The organism is Pseudonocardia autotrophica (assembly GCF_003945385.1).
GTDB lineage: Bacteria > Actinomycetota > Actinomycetes > Mycobacteriales > Pseudonocardiaceae > Pseudonocardia > Pseudonocardia autotrophica.
The window spans coordinates 2879908-2896399 of sequence record NZ_AP018920.1 but is presented as its reverse complement, the minus strand read 5'-3'; the positions used below and the strand labels follow the sequence as shown (position 1 = coordinate 2896399).

The following is a 16492-nucleotide window of genomic DNA, read 5'->3' as shown; positions in this document are numbered from 1 at the left end:
TCACCGAGGTGCGGGCACTGCGCGATGCGCTCGCAACACGAGGCGTCGAGATCACGCAGAACTTTGCGGTCGCTGAGCTCGGACGAGCAGCCGAAGCAGTCGCGATGGCCAACAGGCGAGCAGCAGCGTTGGGTCTGTTCTCTGGCGGGAGGAGCGTCAAGTGAGCAGCCACCAGCTTGCGGCGAACGGCCATGACCTGATGCCCACCACCGGATGGTGCTGGCTGGAGGATTTCTCCAGCCTCGCCGTCGGGCCGGGGATCCGCGGCTCCAACGTCACCGTCCCCCGTCTCCACGGCGACATCCGCACCGCGAACAAGCGGTACACAGCGACGGAGCTGGTGCTGCCGTTCTGGGTGAAAGGCATCGACCCGGCCACCGGTGCGATGGTCGCGGATTCGGAGCGGCAACTCAGCTTGAACATCGACCGATTGAAGCGGATCTTCGCCGGGGCGAATGTGCAGCTCGTCCACTCCTGGGACGACGAAGGCTCCCGCATCCTCAACGTCGAACTCGCCGCGGAACCCCCCACCGTCATATGGCACCGGTCCGCACCGGCGGCGGCCACGCTCGCTGTCCCTCTCGTCGCCCCCGAACCGTTCTGGGCTGACGAAGAGCAGTACACCCAGGAACTCGTCGGGCCGTCGGGGACATCGGTGGAGCTCACCGAGTTCGCGGACGCGACCGCACCCATGACTGATCTCCTGGTGACGTTCCTGGGGCCGATCTCGAATCCGCTGCTCGTCCACGGCGACCGCACCGTGCAGTGGCACGGCGTCATCCCCGCCGGCCGTCAGCTCGTGCTCAACACGACCACGTTCCAGGCGTCGGCCGGGACCGGAACCCCGTGGTCCCCGGATCTGCGGCAGGTCGAGTGGGCGGGCGGCCCGAACTGGTTCGAGCTGGACCCGACCCGCACCCCGTTCGAGGTGGAGTTGTCGCACACCGGTGGCGGTGCGGCGGCGGCGCGGATCACCGCGGCCCGTAAGTACTTCAACCCGTAGAGGGAGTAGTTCTGTGAACGTTGAGCGCGCCACTGTCGTTGACACTGTGGCCATTCAGAGGTCCACCCGCATGTCGAAGTCTGAGGCGATCGACCTGGCCCGCCAGTGCGGCGCGATCGTCCTCGAAGGCCGGGCCCGCATCGAGAAGTTCCACGCCGACGACGACCTGACTCGGGCAACTCCGTACGAGGTGGTGGATACGGAGCCGAATCTGCTGCTGACTGCGGGTGCGAACCTGATGTGGACGCTGCTGTCGGGTGGGTCGGGGACCGTGTATAACGCGTCGAACGCCCGCATCGCTGTCGGGTCCGGCACGACCGCTGCCGCTGCCTCCGACACCACGCTGCAGACCCAGCACACCGGTGGCCGCCAGCAGGTCACCGGCGCACCCGTGATCGCGACAAACACCATCACCTACCAAGCATCGTTCGGCACCTCTGTCGCGAACGGTGAATGGCGGGAAATCGGACTGGTCAACCACGCCTCCGCCGGTGTCCTGTTCAACCGGCTCGTCACCAACATGGGCACGAAGACGAACCAGGCGACCTGGATCGCGTCGCTCACACTCTCGGCCGGCTAGCACCCCGTCCGAGGTCGGACAACTCCACAGCACAACCCGGGTAGGGAGTATCGCCAGTGCCGATCACGATCGTCGGTGCCACCTCCGCAGCAGTGGACGTCCAGCCCACCATCACCGTCAACGTGCCGACAGGGCTGGCAGCCGGCGACGTCCTGCTCGGGGTGCAGCACTACTCCTACAGCGGCAGCACCAACCACTCCGCCGCCACCGGGTTCACTCAGGCTGCGGTCGACGTGTCCCAGCCTGCGGACGCGACCGCCCCTCGGATCGTGGTGTACACCCGCGTTGTCACCAACCCGGGTGCTGAGCCGGCGAGTTACACGTTCGGGGCGTCGACGAACGCGAACAACGTTCTGTTCCTGATCGCCGTCCGCGGGGTGGACACCACAAGCATCTTTGCGGACTCGTTCGCCGCGCAGGGAACACCCAACGCCACCAGCCACACGCTGCCCACGCGGACGTTGACGACGAACAACTGCCTCTTCGTGGGCGTGTTCACGTCGCAGTACTACAACACGTCGCAGAACACGGCCTGGACTGCGCCCGCTCTGATGTCGGCGGTCATCCAACGCTCCGCGATTTTCAACAACGGGCTCGTCGCCGCGGAAACCCGCAATACTGGTGCGACCGGTACTCGCGTTGCGACCGTGTCGAACTCCGGTTCTGCCGGCAAGGTTGCGTCGTTCGCGCTCCGCGAAGCAGTCGCCACCGACATCCCGGTACCGGTGTCGGATGGGCTCACCGTCACCGAGGCCGCATCCCAGCAGGTCACTGTCCAGGCGGCGGACACGACCACGATCTCCGAGTCGGTGGCGGTGGGGATCCCCATCGACCGCGACGACACGCTCACGGTCACTGAGGCTGCGTTCGCGGACGCTGACACGGCCCCGCAGGAAACGACCACCACCACCGAGCTGGTGGCGTTCGACGCCTCCCTGGGCGTGTCGGACAGTGGCACCGTTACTGAGTCCCCGCACGTCGAGGCGTCGTTCACCGTCGCCGACGTCCCGTTCGGTGTCGCCGATGACGTCACGATCATCAACGTCGCCGCCGATGCCGCCGCCGTCGACGAAACCCTGCACATCGACGCGCAGCTCGTAGTCGGGGACTCGTGGACCTTGTCCGAAGGCGCGGTCGTCCAGGAACGCTACGGCGATCTCCTCGCCTCCATCTGGGCGGTCAACCCGGGCACCGGTGCGCTCCACGCCCTCCCCGACTTCACTGAGCTGAACCTCGCCCCGACTAGGAACGGGCCCGGCACGATCGGGCTCACCTACCCGAAGGCTGGTGTCAACGCGCACCTGCTCGCTGCTGCGGTCGCCGCGGACCGTGACCTTGAGGTCGAGATTTGGACGACCGGGTCACCGTTGGGTGCGCGGCGCGGCTACCTGCAGGAAGCCGCCGGTGATGATGTCGCCGAAGAGGATGAGCTGTGGCAGTTCGCCGGCGGTTTCGCTGAGCTGCGTATGGCTGAGGCGCGGGTGTGGCCGCAGCCGTTGGTCGGTGAGATCAGCCTCGGCGACAACGTGTCTGTCAAGCAGACTGACGTCACCGGCCCGCAGTGGACGCGACTGGTGGGGCCGCTCGGGTTCGTTCCCACCGAGGGCGGCGAGGACGGCCCGACCCTGTCGGTGCCGCAGAAGGTGCTGGACGCGGTCAAGGCGAACGCCGCCGACATCCCCGTCCTGGCTGACCCGAAGCGGGAACTCGTCCTGGCCGCCGCGTCCCCCGGTGACGCGATGCATCTGTTGCTGGCGCAGGCCAGGTCGCGGGGCGCGCTCACCGATATCACGACGAGCTTCACCGGCACCCACGACTCCAGCGGGGTGGCGTGGACGCAGCAGGTGTCGGCGCGGGTGTCGCCGGGCGCCACCTACGAGTCCGTCCTGAACATGCTCGCCTCGTTGGGCCGGGTGGAGTGGTCTGTCACCTGGACCGGGACGCAGCAGTGCCTGAACCTGTATCGGGCCGAAGGCCGCGGCGTGGACCGCACCGTCGGGCTACGGCCGGTGGTGCTGCGCGCATCCCGCAACATCGCTGAGGCCCCCCGGAAGTGGTCGATCCGGTCGTCGTCGACGGCGATGGGCGCTGTCGGCGCGGAGGGCGTGTACGCGGACACCAACAGCTTGGATGCGCAGTCCCGGCGCGGTCGCCGGATCGAGGGGTGGACGTCGTCGCAGAACCTCACCACCGAGGACGCCGTGTTGGCGTACGCGCAGCGCCGGCTCGGCAGCGAGAAGGACGGGACTCTCGAAGTCACCCACGGTCTCGCCCTGGTGCCTGGCGAGCCGCGCCCGGTGGTGGCGTTCGATATCGGCGACTGGGTGTACTCGCAGACCGCAACCGACCTGGAACGCTACCGGGTCGTGGAGTGGTCACTGACGGTCAACGCCGAACGGCAGATGACCGCCACCGTCACGTTGAACGACGCGTTCGTCGACGAGGTAGTGCGCCAGCGCCAGCAGTTGGACGCGATCTCCTCCGGTGAGGTTGTCACGGGCACGTCGGAGCCTGGTGAGTCGCACACGGGGTTCCCGATGCCCCCGACCGGGCTGGTCATCTCGTCGGGGGCCTTCAACACCGGTATCGACGCGTATGCGGTCGTCAATCTGGGGTGGCTCGCTCCGACGATCAACACGAACGGGACGGCGCTCACGGACCTGCAGGGGTTCCGGGTGGAGTGGACGGAGGAGGCGAACTGGGAGGCGTGGCGGTTCGCCGCTGATGTGGGTGCGCAGGCCACGTCGGCGCAGTGGACGACGGCGGTGAATCTGCCGATCCGGTATCGGGTGCGCGCCTACAACCGGTCCGGTCGGTCGTCGGAGTGGGCGACCGGTTCGACGGTGCATACGACGGAGTCGGACACGGACCCGCCGGGTGTGCCGTCTGCGCCGGTGGGTGGCGGCAGCCTGGGGTTGATCGATTTCAGGTGGGATGGTCTCACCGAAGATGGCGCGGACATGTTGCAGGCGTACCCGGATTTCAAGTGGGTCGAGCTGCATATCAGCACGTCGAGCATGTTCACGCCGGATGAGTCGACGCTGGCCGATCACATCTTCGGCAAGGGCACCTACACCTATTCGCAGTTGCCGGACGGTACGTCCCTGAACTATGAGACGACGTACTTCTGTCGTCTGGTGGCGGTGGACCGGCTGGACAACGCGTCGGATCCGTCGGGGCAGGGGTCGGCGGTGCCGGGGCAGGTGTTGTCCCCGGACATCTTCGACGGTGCGGTCGGGTCGGTGAAGCTGGCTGACGCCGCAGTGGTGACAGCGAAGATCGCGAACCTCGCGGTGACCGACGCGAAGATCCAGAACTTGTCGGTGGGGAAGCTGACCGCTGGCATTCTCGAAGCCTCCATGATCATCGGCACCGGGAAGATCGCCACCGGCACCACCGGGGCCCGCTCCGAGATGGACTCCGCAGGGTTCCGGCTCTACAACTCGGCCGGGGCAATGACCGTCCAGATGTCGTCGGCGAACGGCTCCGCGATGATCTCCGGCGAGTACCGGACCAGCCTCACGACAGGGCTGCGGCTGGTGTTCAACCCCAACGGCACACAGCCCGACGAGATCCGCTTCTACCCGGCGTCCACGAACCAGTACGGGCGCATCAAGACCCTCACATCGGTCTCGCCCGTGCACCCGAACCAGGCCGGCCTAGTCATGAAAGCGTTCTCACCCCGCGGTGACCAGCAGTCGGGTGAAGTCGCCGTGTTCCCGAACTATGCGCGGCTCGCGTTCTCCAACGAGATCGAGCAAGGCACTGTGTCCTCGACAGTCATCACAGAGATCCATCAGGCAGGTATCGGCGGCCCCCGAGTGCACGTCACCTGCGCCCCATACAGCAGCCAGGGCGACTCTGGGATCATCCGGCTCGGCGCCACCGACAACGCGAACGTGTTCATCCAGCGTGCCGTGTTCTCGATCTTCGGGTCGGGATCGAACAGGGACGGCAACGTCAAGGCCGGATGCGTCAACCGCTTCTCCTACATCCAGTACGACACAGGTGCGCTGTCGGTGATCAACGACACCACTTGGATCAACATCGGTGCCAACACGTTCGTCACGAACTCCGAGCGGAGAGCGAAGACTGACATCGAAGCTGAACCGTTCGACCCGATCGGGGTCATCAGCGCCGCTGACTGGTACCGCTACAAGAAGCGGGGGACCCTCGTTCCTGGTCGGGCCAACCCTGACCAGCTCGGTTTGATGGTCGACGAAATGCCTGACGAGGTCCTCGTCTACAACGAGGACCAGGACTCGTGGGGCATTGACATCTACGGGGCCCTGGCGGTTCTGTGGGGCGGCACGAGACGTCATATCGTGGAGATCGACAACCTTCGCCGTGAACTGGCTGAACTTCGCGCCCACGTCGCAGGCAGGCCGAAGCTGGTGGCGGCATGACCGCCCCCGTCCCGTTCGACGCGCTCCGCGCCGTCCTCGACGCCGTCGTCCGCAAGCGGGTCATCCCCGGCTACACCTACACCCCGGAGCCGACCGGGGACGACGACGAGCCGGAGCCGGTGATTATCCCGCCGCGGGAGATCCTCGAGGTCGACACCACCGATCTGCCCGCCGAAGTGCTCGATCCGACCGGCGGTGTCGACCTGGCTACGCAGGTCGCGCTGCTGTATGAGGCGATCCGCCGCACTCGCGCGATCCAGCTGCGTTCCGTCCGCGCCCGGCACATGATCACCAGTGGGATCCTGTCCGCCGGTACCTACAACTACCCGGTCACCTGGACCACGACACCGCTCGCCCCGGTCGAAGCGGCCTTGTCGCGCATGGACCTGAGCATCGCCTGGCAGGGCTCCGTGTCCGCCGCACTGGTCGATGGGTCGGTCACCGACACCGGGTGCACGATCCGGCTCACGGTCACCGCCACTGTCGTTCCCTCCGGGAGCAGCCCGATCACGCTGCATGCCGACGGGCTCTACACCTACCTGCCGCCCTACGAGGAGACCTAACAGTGAACGACTCCCTGACCATCGAGGAAATCTCCGAGCACCTCACCGCGCACGGCCGGGAACTGCTCGAGCAGGCCGTGCAGGCCGCGATCAAGGTGAAGCAGCTCCGCAACGAACTCGCCGCCGCACGAAACGCGAACCAGGCCACCGACTAGCCACACTCCCGGCCCCGCACCCGTCATGGGTGCGGGGCGTCGTCATGTCCAGAAAGGGCATCCGCCTTGACCATCACGCTCAGACGCCGCACCGCCACCCTCGTCGCCGCCCCCGTCGCCGCGGCTCTGTTGTTCGCGCCGGCCGCGTGGGCACAGGACACCGACGTTGAGCTGTGCGCGGACCTCGCCGCCGCCGACGTCACCATCGTCGACGATCTCACTGTCGAGCTGCAGACGCGGGTCGCGCTCGCCGTTCCCACTCCCCCCGGTATCAGCGCGGGCACCAGCATCGGTGTGGTCCTGGATGTTCTCGGCTGCGCTGCTGACCCGGAGCCGGAGCCGACGGTCGATCCAACCCCTACCTCGGACCCGGAGCCTGATCCGGTCGAGCCTGACCCGACAGCCATCCCGGAGCCGACCAGCCCCGTCGACCCGGAGCCCACCACCGGTGCGTCACTCTCCCCGCAGCCGTCCACCCCCAACGACGATGCGCCGTTCCAGTGGGCCAACTGTGACGCCGCCCGCGCCGCCGGAGCCGCACCCGTCTACGTCACCGATCGTGGTTTCCACGACGGCCTCGACGCCAACAGCAACGGTATCGGCTGCGAAGACGTCGACGGCGGGAAGCTGTACAACCCGGTCCTGAACGGCGAGACAGCCGGCGACTACAGCCAGACCAGCATCGTCCCCTCGGGGGCCGCTGAGACCGGGCAGATGTGATCGTGGCGCGGGCTGGGCTGCGCCTCACCGTCATCCTGGTCGCCTGCCTCGCCGTGATGACGGCGGCGTGCACGAGCGGCAGCGGCTGGCCGGAACCGCAGGCGGCACCCGTCAACCCAGCACCGGTCGGGTTGCACATCCCCACCATCGACGTGTCGGTGGATGAGGTGATGGGGCTTGCTGTCGACGACAACGGCGCCGTGGAGGTTCCACCCGTCGATTCCCCGGAGCTGCTGGGCTGGTACACCCCCGGACCCGGTGTCGGCGAGGCCGGGCCGACCGTGCTGTTGGGGCATGTGAACGGTGGTGGCCTCGACGGGGTGTTCGCACGACTGCACGAACTCGCACCCGGCGACGACATCCAGGTCCCCACCTCCACCGGGACCACCACCTACCAGGTGGACAGGGTGCAGACCATCGACAAAACCGACTTCCCCACCCGCGACGTGTACGGCGACACCGACCGCGACACGCTGCGGCTGGTCACCTGCGGTGGGACGTGGGATCCGGTCGCAGAGTCCTACGAAGCGCAGGTCATCGTGTACGCGACGGAGGCATGATCATGGCCAGACATGCACGCCCCACCAGCCAGCCGCGTTCCCCTCGCGCGGTCCTCGGCGGCGCCGCGGTCGCAGCTGTCATCCTCGCCGCGTCCACCGCAACCGCCACCGCCGTCGCGCCTGCAGGGAAGCCGACCCCGCCGGTTGGACCGGCGCCAGTGGTGGAGTGCCGCACGGTTGGGCCGGTCAAGCCTGCACCGTCGAACGCCCCGGTGAAGCCGAGCAAGCCTGCACCAGGCAAGCCGCCCGTGTCGTCTCCGGGCACCACAGCGCCGCCTGAGTCGCCGCCTCCCGTGTCGGGAACACCGTCGCAGGGTGCAGGAACCACCGCCGCGCAGCTCCACGGGTGGGGTGCACCGATCCCCGAAGCGTCCGACGACTTCAACGGCACCAGCTTGGACACGGCGAAGTGGTCCGTGTACGACTCGGCCGGGCACGACGGGAACGGGCGCCGCACCCCGGAGCGGGTCACCGTCCAGGATGGGAAGCTGATCCTGACCGGTCTCGCGAACGGTGACTCCGCTGGGCTCGCGTCGACGTTCGACCAGCAGTACGGACGTTGGGAAGCACGGGTCCGTTCCTCGCAGGAGGACATCGGCGGCACCCCTCTTCGACCACTCTTGATCGTGTGGCCGACGTCGAACCTCTGGCCCGACCACGGTGAGTACGACTTCTTCGAGAACCCGGCCCCCGGTGTGAACCACCTGCAAGCTTTCCTTCATCTGCCCGGCCACCAGCCGTACCGGCAGGAAGAAGCACGCCTCGACGGCGTCGACACCAGCCAGTGGCAGAACATCGCGTTCGAATGGACCCCCGAGCACCTCAAGGGGTACGCGAACGGTGTCGAGTGGTTCCACTTCGACCGCCACAACATCACCGGCATGCCATCAGGTCATCTGACGATCCAGTTGGACGCCGACGTGCCGAACGGTCTGAACCCCGCCACCTACGAGGTCGACTGGGTCGCCACCTACGCCCTGAGCTGACCACCCGGCCAGCCCAGCACTGCGCTCCCGAGGAGTGGTTCATGGCGCGCTACCGTGGACGTCACCGCAAACCCACCCACACCGCCCGGAACCTCACGGTCCTCGGCACCACCGGCGCGTTCGCTCTCGGCGCCGGCAGCGCCACCCCCGAGCAGGCCTATGCGCAGCAGTCCGCGTGGGATGTCATCGCCGAATGCGAGTCCGACAACCGGAACGTCGAGAACAGCAGCGGCTCCTCCGCGTCCGGCTACTGGCAGATCATCGACGGGACGTGGAGGGCGAACGGCGGCCTGGAGTTCGCTCCCCGTGCGCTCCTCGCGAGTAAGGCGGAGCAGCTGGTCGTGGCGCAGCGCATCGCCACCAACCGCGGCAGCCTGGCGGACTGGAACGCGTCGAAGGGCTGTTGGGGTGACCGGATCTCGTCGGAGGTTCCGCAGGCTGTAGTCGCCGAGCCGGAGCAGAGGCATGAGGAGGTCGCGCCGCGCCCTCAGCCGGTCACCCCCGTCCCGCCTGCACCTCGGGCTGAGCCGGAGCAGATCGCCGAACTCGCGGTCCCAGACAAGCCTGCTAAGCCGTCGAAGCCGAAGCATGCGAAGCCTGACCCGGCGCCGTCGAGCATCACCCCCGGAAAGCCGTCTGGGAAGCCTGCCGCAGCACCGGTGACCAGCGGCGGGGGCGGGTCGAGCACCACGGCCGGGAACGCTGTCACCGACGCTGCACAGCAGCTCCTCGGTGTCCCCTACGTGTGGGGTGGCACCACAGCGAGCGGGGTGGACTGCTCCGGTCTCGTCAACGTCGCCTTGAAGGCTGCCGGGATCGACCCGCCCCGCACCGCACGAGCCCTACAGACATGGGTCACCCCCATCCGGCAGTCCGACGCCCAGCCTGGTGACCTGTTCTTCTGGTCCCCGAACGGTGGTACCGCCACCCACACCGGTATCTACCTCGGCGGCAACAAAATCATCGAAGCGTCGCAGCCCGGAACCGTCGTAACGATCCGGGACGTGTACAGCGGGATCACCTTCGGCCGCACCCCCTAACCCCCCTCTTCAAGCATGGCCGCACGACATTGGAGGGGGCCCGTGTGGTCGAGCTCCTCACCCTGTCCCCGCAACTCCTGTCCGCAGGAGCCGGTGGGCTACTCATCGTGTTCGTTGTTGTTCTCATCCGCATGCTGTTCGCCGAGAACACCGCCCACGCGAAAGCGATCGAAGCCGAAAACGTACAGCACGCGAAAGACATAGCCGCCGTGGTCGAACGCGCGGACCGCGCCGAACAGCGTGTCATCACAGCCCAACAAGCGCTTGATGCTGAACGGGCACTCCGACATGAGGCGGAAAACCGTGCCGCCACCGCCGAAGCACAGCTCGCGATCTGGCAGGTAGGTGCCGCACATGATCCTGCGTCGACGCGGCTCCCACCGCCGCCGACTCATCCCACCTACGGACGTCACGGACACCGCAACGTTGGCGGCCGTGAACCCCGGCAAGGGCCCGGCGTACAAGAAGGTCAAAGACCGGGTGAAAACCCGTAACGTGATCATCGTCGGGGTACTCGCCGGAGTCCTCGCCATGCTCGTCACCATCAACGCGCTCACCTCCGGCGCCGACAAGCAAACCGCCGTCGCCGAAAAGCAAGCCGTCGAACAGCAACGCGACGAAGCAGTCGCCGAGAAACTCACACTCGCCGACCAAATCACCGCGGAATGCCAGGCAGGCAGGCTCACCGGGCCCGTCTGCCCCGCCGCCGAAGCAGCGAAAACCCGCACCCCCACACCACTACCCGACACCGCCGCGCTCACCGCCGCAGTCCGCGACTACCTCACCGTGAACCCGCCACCCGCCGGACGGGCACCCACCACCCAAGAGGTCGCCGCCGCCGTCACCACCTTCCTCGCCGCGAACCCACCCGCACCCGGTAGGCCACCCACCAGCACGGAAATCGAAGCGGCGGTCCGCCTCTACTACACGGCGAACCCACCCGCCCCCGGACGTGACGGGCAGGACGGTGCCCGCGGCGACGCAGGCCGCCCACCGACCAGCGAGGAAATCTCGACCGCGGTCGCCGCCTACCTGCAGGCGAACCCGCCACCCGCCGGCAGGGTCGGCGACCCCGGCGTTGGGGTCCGCACCATCGGAGACCCGTCACGCGCTGATGACGGCACCTGCCAGATCCGGTTCGAGCTCACCGACAACACGGTCCGCCCGATCGTCGTCCCCGACGACTTCTGTGGCGGGCCACTGCTGCCTGGCCCGGGTGACGGGGACATGTCGTGAAGCGCCGCTACCCGCACCTGCTCATCTACGAACAGATCGTCGCCGAGCGGCTGTTCGACCCGGTCAAGGAGGCGCAGATGGCACGACACCGCGACGACAACGGGGACGGCATCCCCGACCACATGCAGATCGCTGCCACCGAATCCGCGGAACTACCCGACGGCCACGACTACGTGTACACCGACCCCGCCCACGATCCGGCCTGGCCGCACATCACCGACCACACAGACGACACCGCACCGGACTGCTTCCCCGACACGTGGAGCTCGGAGCCGACCGAGCGGGACCAGGCCGCGATCGACGCAGGGAACGCCTGATGGCCACCATCAACTTGCGCGACTACACCCGCACCGCCGCACAGCGTGGCTGGGGAGCCGGATGGCCATCCTGTGGCGGCGCGAAAGCATCGGGGACGGCGATCGTCACCGCCGACGTGTCCGGAACCCGGTTCTCCGTTCACAAACGCATCGCCCGCCTCGTCGACCTCCTCGTCGACGCCACCGAACGCCGCGGGTATCTGCTCAAGCCCGGCCAGTGCGGCGGCTACAACTGCCGACCCATCGGCGGCACCAGCTCCCCGTCGAACCACTCGTGGGGATTGGCTGTCGACCTCAACTGGAACGACAACCCGATGCGGCGCCCACTGACCACGAACATGCCGTCGTGGATGCCCGCCATGTGGAACCGGTACGGGTTCGCGTGGGGCGGCCACTACACCGGCACCCCCGACGCCATGCACTTTGAAGCGATGGGCACCCCCGCCCAGATGGACGCGATGACCGCACTCGCATTGCGGGAACTCGCACCCGGAACACCGATCCCCCAACCGCCTGCCGTCACCCAGCCCGTCGCTCCCATCGTCGCCACCCGCCGCCCCCACCAGGAGGACACCGAGATGTTCATCCAAACCGCCGAACCCCCGGTAGGTGTCACCGACCCCCGCAAGTGGCCGCGGAAACGCTTCTACTACGGCTTCGACCCCACCGGCGGCTGGGGCGGACGAGGGATCATCCGCGTCAACTTCGGCCCCCGCGGCGGCTGCGTGCACCTCGCCCGCTGGTGGGTCCGCAACGCCGACTGGAACGTGAACAACCGCAACCGGATGCACCACTGGGACCACCCACTCACCCCCGGCGGGCACCTGTTCGCGATCGCCGAGGACTGGCAGATGGACCTGCGTACCCGCGCGTCCGGCATCGAGTTCGACCTGGCCGCCCCCGACGGCGTCCACATCTTCACCACCTACGAGAAGTGACGCCCGCCATGCGCTGGTGGGAGTACCTCATCCCGAATCGTTCGATCCTCCACCGGATCGACGGACACATCGCAACCCTAGGAGCGGACATGGCCCTGAACGCCGACGACCTCAAGCAGCGCATCGACGACGCCACCAACAACATCGCCGGAGACATCCGCGGCCTCAAGGCGAAGCTCGACGAGGCACTCGCCGGATCCGACGCCCACGCCGCCCAGGCCGTGCAGGACGCCCTGGCCGGGTTCGACACTCTCGCCGCCCGGCTGGAGCACCTCGCCGACGAGACCCCGGAGGACGAGCTGGAGCACCCCGCCGACCCCGACCACGAGGCTGGCGAGACGCACGAGGACGACGCCCAGCACTGACCTGGCGCGTCACGGTGGCCCCGGCGACCCAGCCTCCGCCGGGGCCCCCCCCCAACCCGCACCGGCGACCGCCGGCCCGCCGAAAGGAACCAACCCCTTATGAGCGTCAAGCGTGAGCCGGCGATGCTGCTCCTCGCCCTCCTCGTCCCCACCGTCCAAGCCGTCGTCGGTCTCGGCCTCACCGACAGCCCCGAACTCGCCGGGCTCATCAACGCCTGCGCCGTCGCACTCGCCGGGGCACTCACCGCCGCAGCCGTCAAGTCCGAGAACCTCCTCCCGATGATCGTCGGCGCCGCGCAGGCAGTCCTCGCGCTCATCGTCGGACTCGGAGTCGGCTGGACCCCGGAACAGCAGGCGCTGCTCCTCGCCCCGATCGCGATCGTCGCCGGGTTTATCGTCCGCGGCCAGGTCGACGCCCCAGAGCCGAAGCAGACTGTGGCTGCCTGACCATCAATGGTGTACGGCACCCGACGATCGAACTGAACCGTACAAACGAAGGCCCCCAGCAGACCATCACGGTCTGCTGGGGGCCTTCGTTTTGTCGTTCAGTGCCTAGAGCACGCCCCGCCGGTCACACCCTCCGCGAACACGTCACACGCGCGACCCGACGACACCAGCACCCCCGACGACGAAAACCCGCTAGTCGTCAACATCCGCCACGTGTGCAGGCACGCCCGTTCCCACTCGACGGGCGACGACCAGCCGGCCTTCCGCGCTGACATCACCGGATCCGACGCCCGTCGTAGTACCGCCAGACGGGCCTCGACCAGCCACCGCCACACCACCATCGGGTCGGCGGAGTGCTGCTCGTAGCGGGCGCCGACCAGACCGTGCCAGCGTTCCGCGCTGTACCGGAAGTTCCCGTCCGACACGTTGATGTCGTCGGACCCCATGTGCCAGTGCGTCACCCCCAGGTCACGCCACCGGCCCGCGTCGGCGAGCTCGACGTCAGGGACCGTGGACGGCACGAACGTGAGCGTCGTCGTCATACCCGGCAGCCTAGTACTGCTCGATGTGGCCGCAATGGGCACACTTCATCTCGTGCGGCCCGTTCGACACCATCTCGTGCCGCCCCGTCGGCGACCCCGGACACTCCACCGGGGCAACAACATCAACCATCAGCTTCTCCGATCAAATCCAGGCGCCCAGCCCGCGCGAGCCGCGCCCGACGATCCCTGCGGCGAGCCCGGATGATCGCCCGATCCCGCCCCGACAACGGCACCGCAGCCGCCACACCCCGCCCGTGCTCCTCGCACACATAGAGGCGAGTCACATGCGGCCGCGGGAACTCGTACCGCCACGGCACCGCCCACACCTCCCGGCTGCCACACTGCCCAGGTGTGCCGCCCGTGGTAGAGACACGGGCGGCACACCCCACATTGCGGGAGTAGGCGAGGTCAAGCACCCGCACAGCCTGCCACGGTCACGCCCACCGCGGCTTCCCCGCCGGATAGCAGCCCTTCGACGGCGCCGGCTTCCCCCGCCCAAACGACTTCTTCGTGTCCTGCGTCGTCGGCGTCTTGTAGCCCTTACCGCCGTACTCCCGCGTGAACCAACCCATCACAGCCTCCTGAACAGTCGAACCAACCAGGCGCGCACCCTGCGCCACCCAGACACTCTGTGAACCCCATACACACGCTCACCGTGGGCGTCGCGGCGCCGATGACGGCCGCTCACCGCTGCCTCGCTAAATGCTCGACACCGTTCGACACCGCATCCAACAAGTCGTCGTGCACCGCAGGCGACGGATAAGCGAGGGCCTGCTCCTCCAACTCCGGCACCGGACGCCCGTGCACAACCTGACCCCGCTCGTAGCGGTCCAGGAGCTTCTCCAACCGCGACGCCTTCGACCCCCGCACCGAAAACAACGTCAACCTGGCCCGACCCGGCAGCGGTTCGAAAATCGCCCGCCACGTGTCCCCACCCTGATTCTGCTCAACGATCACCTCGTCGATGTCCGGGTTCTGCACACAAAGCCGGTGCACCACCTCCCGGCGGTGCGCCGGGGACACCTTGAACTGGCGGGCATAGTCGACCTCGAACCGGCGACCCGACCCATCCACACCCACCGCGGCGATCGCCGTGAAATCCGAACCCGCGTTCGTGCTCACGGCCGGGTCGATCGACAACACCCGCCGCACCGTCGGGATCTCCTCCCGCCGGAACAACGACTCCACCCAGAACGCGCCATCCGCAGCAGCAGCAGGGTCATTCAGGTAGTTCTTCGCGAACCGGCGGGTCCCCTCCCGCTCCAACAGCCACTCAAGAGGCCACATCGCAGGCCACATCGACGACCGCGACCCATCCGGATGGTCCACGAACGGGGAGAAGTGATGAACCCGGAACTCCTCATCCACCACCCACTGCGCATGCTTCCTACCGGCCGCATGCTGTACCGCGTCGTGGATGATCGACCCGTGCATCGTCGTCGTCCCACACAGGGACACCACGGTGTTCTTCTCCCCCATCGGGATCACATCATCAAGCAGCGTCGTGAGCCGCTTCTCCTTCTTCCCGGGGCTGTAGTTCGACTCCCCCGGCTCCACGTCATCGAGACACAAGATCCCGACGCGTTCGCTGCCGAACTTCGTGCCCAACGCCCCCGAATCCATCCCCCCGGTCGCGAACACCCGACCACCACGCGTCGACACCAACGCAGCCGAGTTCGACGCCCCATTGCCCCGCACCGGCCGCAACTCCGGGAAATCCGCGAGCAGCAGCTCGTTCCCGGCCAACTCGGTCCGCAGGTTCGCCATATGCTTCTGCGCCTGCGCAGAGCTGTGGGAGAACGACATGAACGTGTTCCTGTGGCCGTGCGCGAGGGCCCAGAGAGGGAGGATCACGTGTTGCCAGGTGCTCTTTGCAGCTCGGCGAGGGGCCACCCAAATGTCGCGGCGCGGCTCATCCCGCATCCACCTGCGCGCCACCTTCGCCATCGCCAGATGGAACGGCGACAAACTGATCTGGCCGCCCGTCGACGACGACGACAAATGATGCGGCAGGAACGTGAGCGCGAACCGGATCGGGTCCGTCTCCGTCACCGCCCGCCGATAATGGCTGCTCGACTCCATCGCCGGTGACATCATCGGCGCCAACAGGCGGCCCGCATCAAAACCCGACGGGAACGCCACCGACGTCGTCACGACTCACCCTCCGATGCCGGCGCCCCCAACTCGTGGCGCTCCCGCACATTCCGCTGCTGCGCCTCACGCACCGCTGCCAACACCGCCGGATCCATCCCCTTCTCCGGGCGGTCATCTGACACCGCCACCCGCGACGGCGCATCCAACCCGTGCAGCTTCGCCCAACGGTTCTCCACCTGCATCGCCACCGGGATCACCACCTCCGCCTTCGCGCCTTCCTCGATTCGTCGCCGCAGCCACGTCATGTACTCGTTCAACCGGAGTGCCTGGGCGACCCGCGCTTCCGCCTTGTCGAGGAGGTCGATGAACCCTTCGGCGGCTTCGGCTTCGCGGAGCATGCGGACGGCGGTGGCTTGGCTGATGTCGAGTTCGTCGGCGATCCGGCGGGATGACATGCCTTGTTTTGTGCTGAGTTCCCACACTTTAGCGACGGTTTTTGCTCGATCACCGTTCGTGTCAGTCACCGTGACTCACTTTCGA

Annotated in this window: 19 protein-coding genes; 14 read left to right on the top strand and 5 right to left on the bottom strand. The window is 67.5% G+C overall.

Features of this window, described 5'->3' with window-relative positions:
* Positions 1-160: 160 nt before the first annotated feature.
* From Pdca_RS13685 to Pdca_RS13650, 9 genes are all read left to right on the top strand, one after another.
* Positions 161-1003 (top strand): hypothetical protein, encoded by an 843-nt coding sequence (locus Pdca_RS13685; protein ID WP_085911479.1) that lies wholly within the window; start codon positions 161-163, stop codon positions 1001-1003.
* A gap of 70 nt (positions 1004-1073) precedes the next feature.
* Positions 1074-1583: a hypothetical protein gene (locus tag Pdca_RS13680; RefSeq protein ID WP_085911478.1), complete on the top strand. Its 510-nt coding sequence runs from the start codon at positions 1074-1076 to the stop codon at positions 1581-1583.
* Between the two features lie 56 nt (positions 1584-1639).
* Positions 1640-5989 (top strand): phage tail protein, encoded by a 4350-nt coding sequence (locus Pdca_RS13675; RefSeq protein ID WP_125911392.1) that lies wholly within the window; start codon positions 1640-1642, stop codon positions 5987-5989.
* Positions 5986-6552, top strand: coding sequence for a hypothetical protein (locus Pdca_RS13670; protein WP_085911476.1), 567 nt, complete (start codon positions 5986-5988; stop codon positions 6550-6552). The genes Pdca_RS13675 and Pdca_RS13670 overlap by 4 nt, the downstream gene beginning before the upstream one ends.
* 2 nt (positions 6553-6554) lie before the next feature.
* Positions 6555-6707: a hypothetical protein gene (locus tag Pdca_RS35560; RefSeq protein WP_158092084.1), complete on the top strand. Its 153-nt coding sequence runs from the start codon at positions 6555-6557 to the stop codon at positions 6705-6707.
* 66 nt (positions 6708-6773) lie between these two features.
* Positions 6774-7427, top strand: coding sequence for an excalibur calcium-binding domain-containing protein (locus tag Pdca_RS13665; protein WP_085911475.1), 654 nt, complete (start codon positions 6774-6776; stop codon positions 7425-7427).
* Between the two features lie 2 nt (positions 7428-7429).
* The gene (locus Pdca_RS13660; RefSeq protein ID WP_125911391.1) at positions 7430-7987 is read left to right on the top strand and encodes a sortase domain-containing protein; all 558 of its coding nucleotides are present in this window, start codon (positions 7430-7432) and stop codon (positions 7985-7987) included.
* A gap of 2 nt (positions 7988-7989) precedes the next feature.
* Positions 7990-8973, top strand: coding sequence for a glycoside hydrolase family 16 protein (locus Pdca_RS13655; protein ID WP_125911390.1), 984 nt, complete (start codon positions 7990-7992; stop codon positions 8971-8973).
* Between the two features lie 41 nt (positions 8974-9014).
* The gene (locus Pdca_RS13650; RefSeq protein ID WP_158092083.1) at positions 9015-10013 is read left to right on the top strand and encodes a C40 family peptidase; all 999 of its coding nucleotides are present in this window, start codon (positions 9015-9017) and stop codon (positions 10011-10013) included.
* Between the two features lie 98 nt (positions 10014-10111).
* Here the strand turns inward: Pdca_RS13650 and Pdca_RS13645 are convergent, their stop codons facing one another.
* Positions 10112-10369, bottom strand: a complete 258-nt coding sequence (locus tag Pdca_RS13645) for a hypothetical protein (protein ID WP_125911389.1) — start codon at positions 10367-10369, stop codon at positions 10112-10114.
* On the opposite strand from Pdca_RS13645, the gene Pdca_RS35555 reads away from it, so the two are divergent.
* The 5 genes from Pdca_RS35555 (at position 10359) to Pdca_RS13630 (ending at position 13316) form a co-directional block, all read left to right on the top strand.
* The gene (locus tag Pdca_RS35555; protein ID WP_170205949.1) at positions 10359-11249 is read left to right on the top strand and encodes a hypothetical protein; all 891 of its coding nucleotides are present in this window, start codon (positions 10359-10361) and stop codon (positions 11247-11249) included. The genes Pdca_RS13645 and Pdca_RS35555 overlap by 11 nt on opposite strands.
* Positions 11246-11566 (top strand): hypothetical protein, encoded by a 321-nt coding sequence (locus Pdca_RS35550; protein ID WP_158092081.1) that lies wholly within the window; start codon positions 11246-11248, stop codon positions 11564-11566. Before Pdca_RS35555 ends, Pdca_RS35550 begins: the two co-directional genes overlap by 4 nt.
* Entirely contained in the window at positions 11566-12504 is a 939-nt protein-coding gene (locus tag Pdca_RS13640) for a M15 family metallopeptidase (protein WP_158092080.1), read from the top strand. The genes Pdca_RS35550 and Pdca_RS13640 overlap by 1 nt, the downstream gene beginning before the upstream one ends.
* A gap of 89 nt (positions 12505-12593) precedes the next feature.
* Positions 12594-12869 (top strand): hypothetical protein, encoded by a 276-nt coding sequence (locus Pdca_RS13635; protein WP_085911469.1) that lies wholly within the window; start codon positions 12594-12596, stop codon positions 12867-12869.
* A 99-nt stretch (positions 12870-12968) separates the two neighbouring features.
* Positions 12969-13316, top strand: a complete 348-nt coding sequence (locus Pdca_RS13630) for a hypothetical protein (protein ID WP_085911468.1) — start codon at positions 12969-12971, stop codon at positions 13314-13316.
* 98 nt (positions 13317-13414) lie between these two features.
* On the opposite strand, the gene Pdca_RS13625 is transcribed toward Pdca_RS13630, so the two are convergent.
* From Pdca_RS13625 to Pdca_RS13615, 4 genes are all read right to left on the bottom strand, one after another.
* Positions 13415-13858, bottom strand: coding sequence for a hypothetical protein (locus tag Pdca_RS13625; RefSeq protein ID WP_085911467.1), 444 nt, complete (start codon positions 13856-13858; stop codon positions 13415-13417).
* A gap of 434 nt (positions 13859-14292) precedes the next feature.
* Entirely contained in the window at positions 14293-14430 is a 138-nt protein-coding gene (locus Pdca_RS35545) for a hypothetical protein (protein ID WP_158092079.1), read from the bottom strand.
* A 112-nt stretch (positions 14431-14542) separates the two neighbouring features.
* Positions 14543-16012 (bottom strand): hypothetical protein, encoded by a 1470-nt coding sequence (locus tag Pdca_RS13620; protein ID WP_085911466.1) that lies wholly within the window; start codon positions 16010-16012, stop codon positions 14543-14545.
* Complete coding sequence (locus Pdca_RS13615) at positions 16009-16476, bottom strand: hypothetical protein (RefSeq protein ID WP_125911388.1); 468 nt, start codon at positions 16474-16476, stop codon at positions 16009-16011. Before Pdca_RS13615 ends, Pdca_RS13620 begins: the two co-directional genes overlap by 4 nt.
* Positions 16477-16492 lie beyond the last annotated feature (16 nt).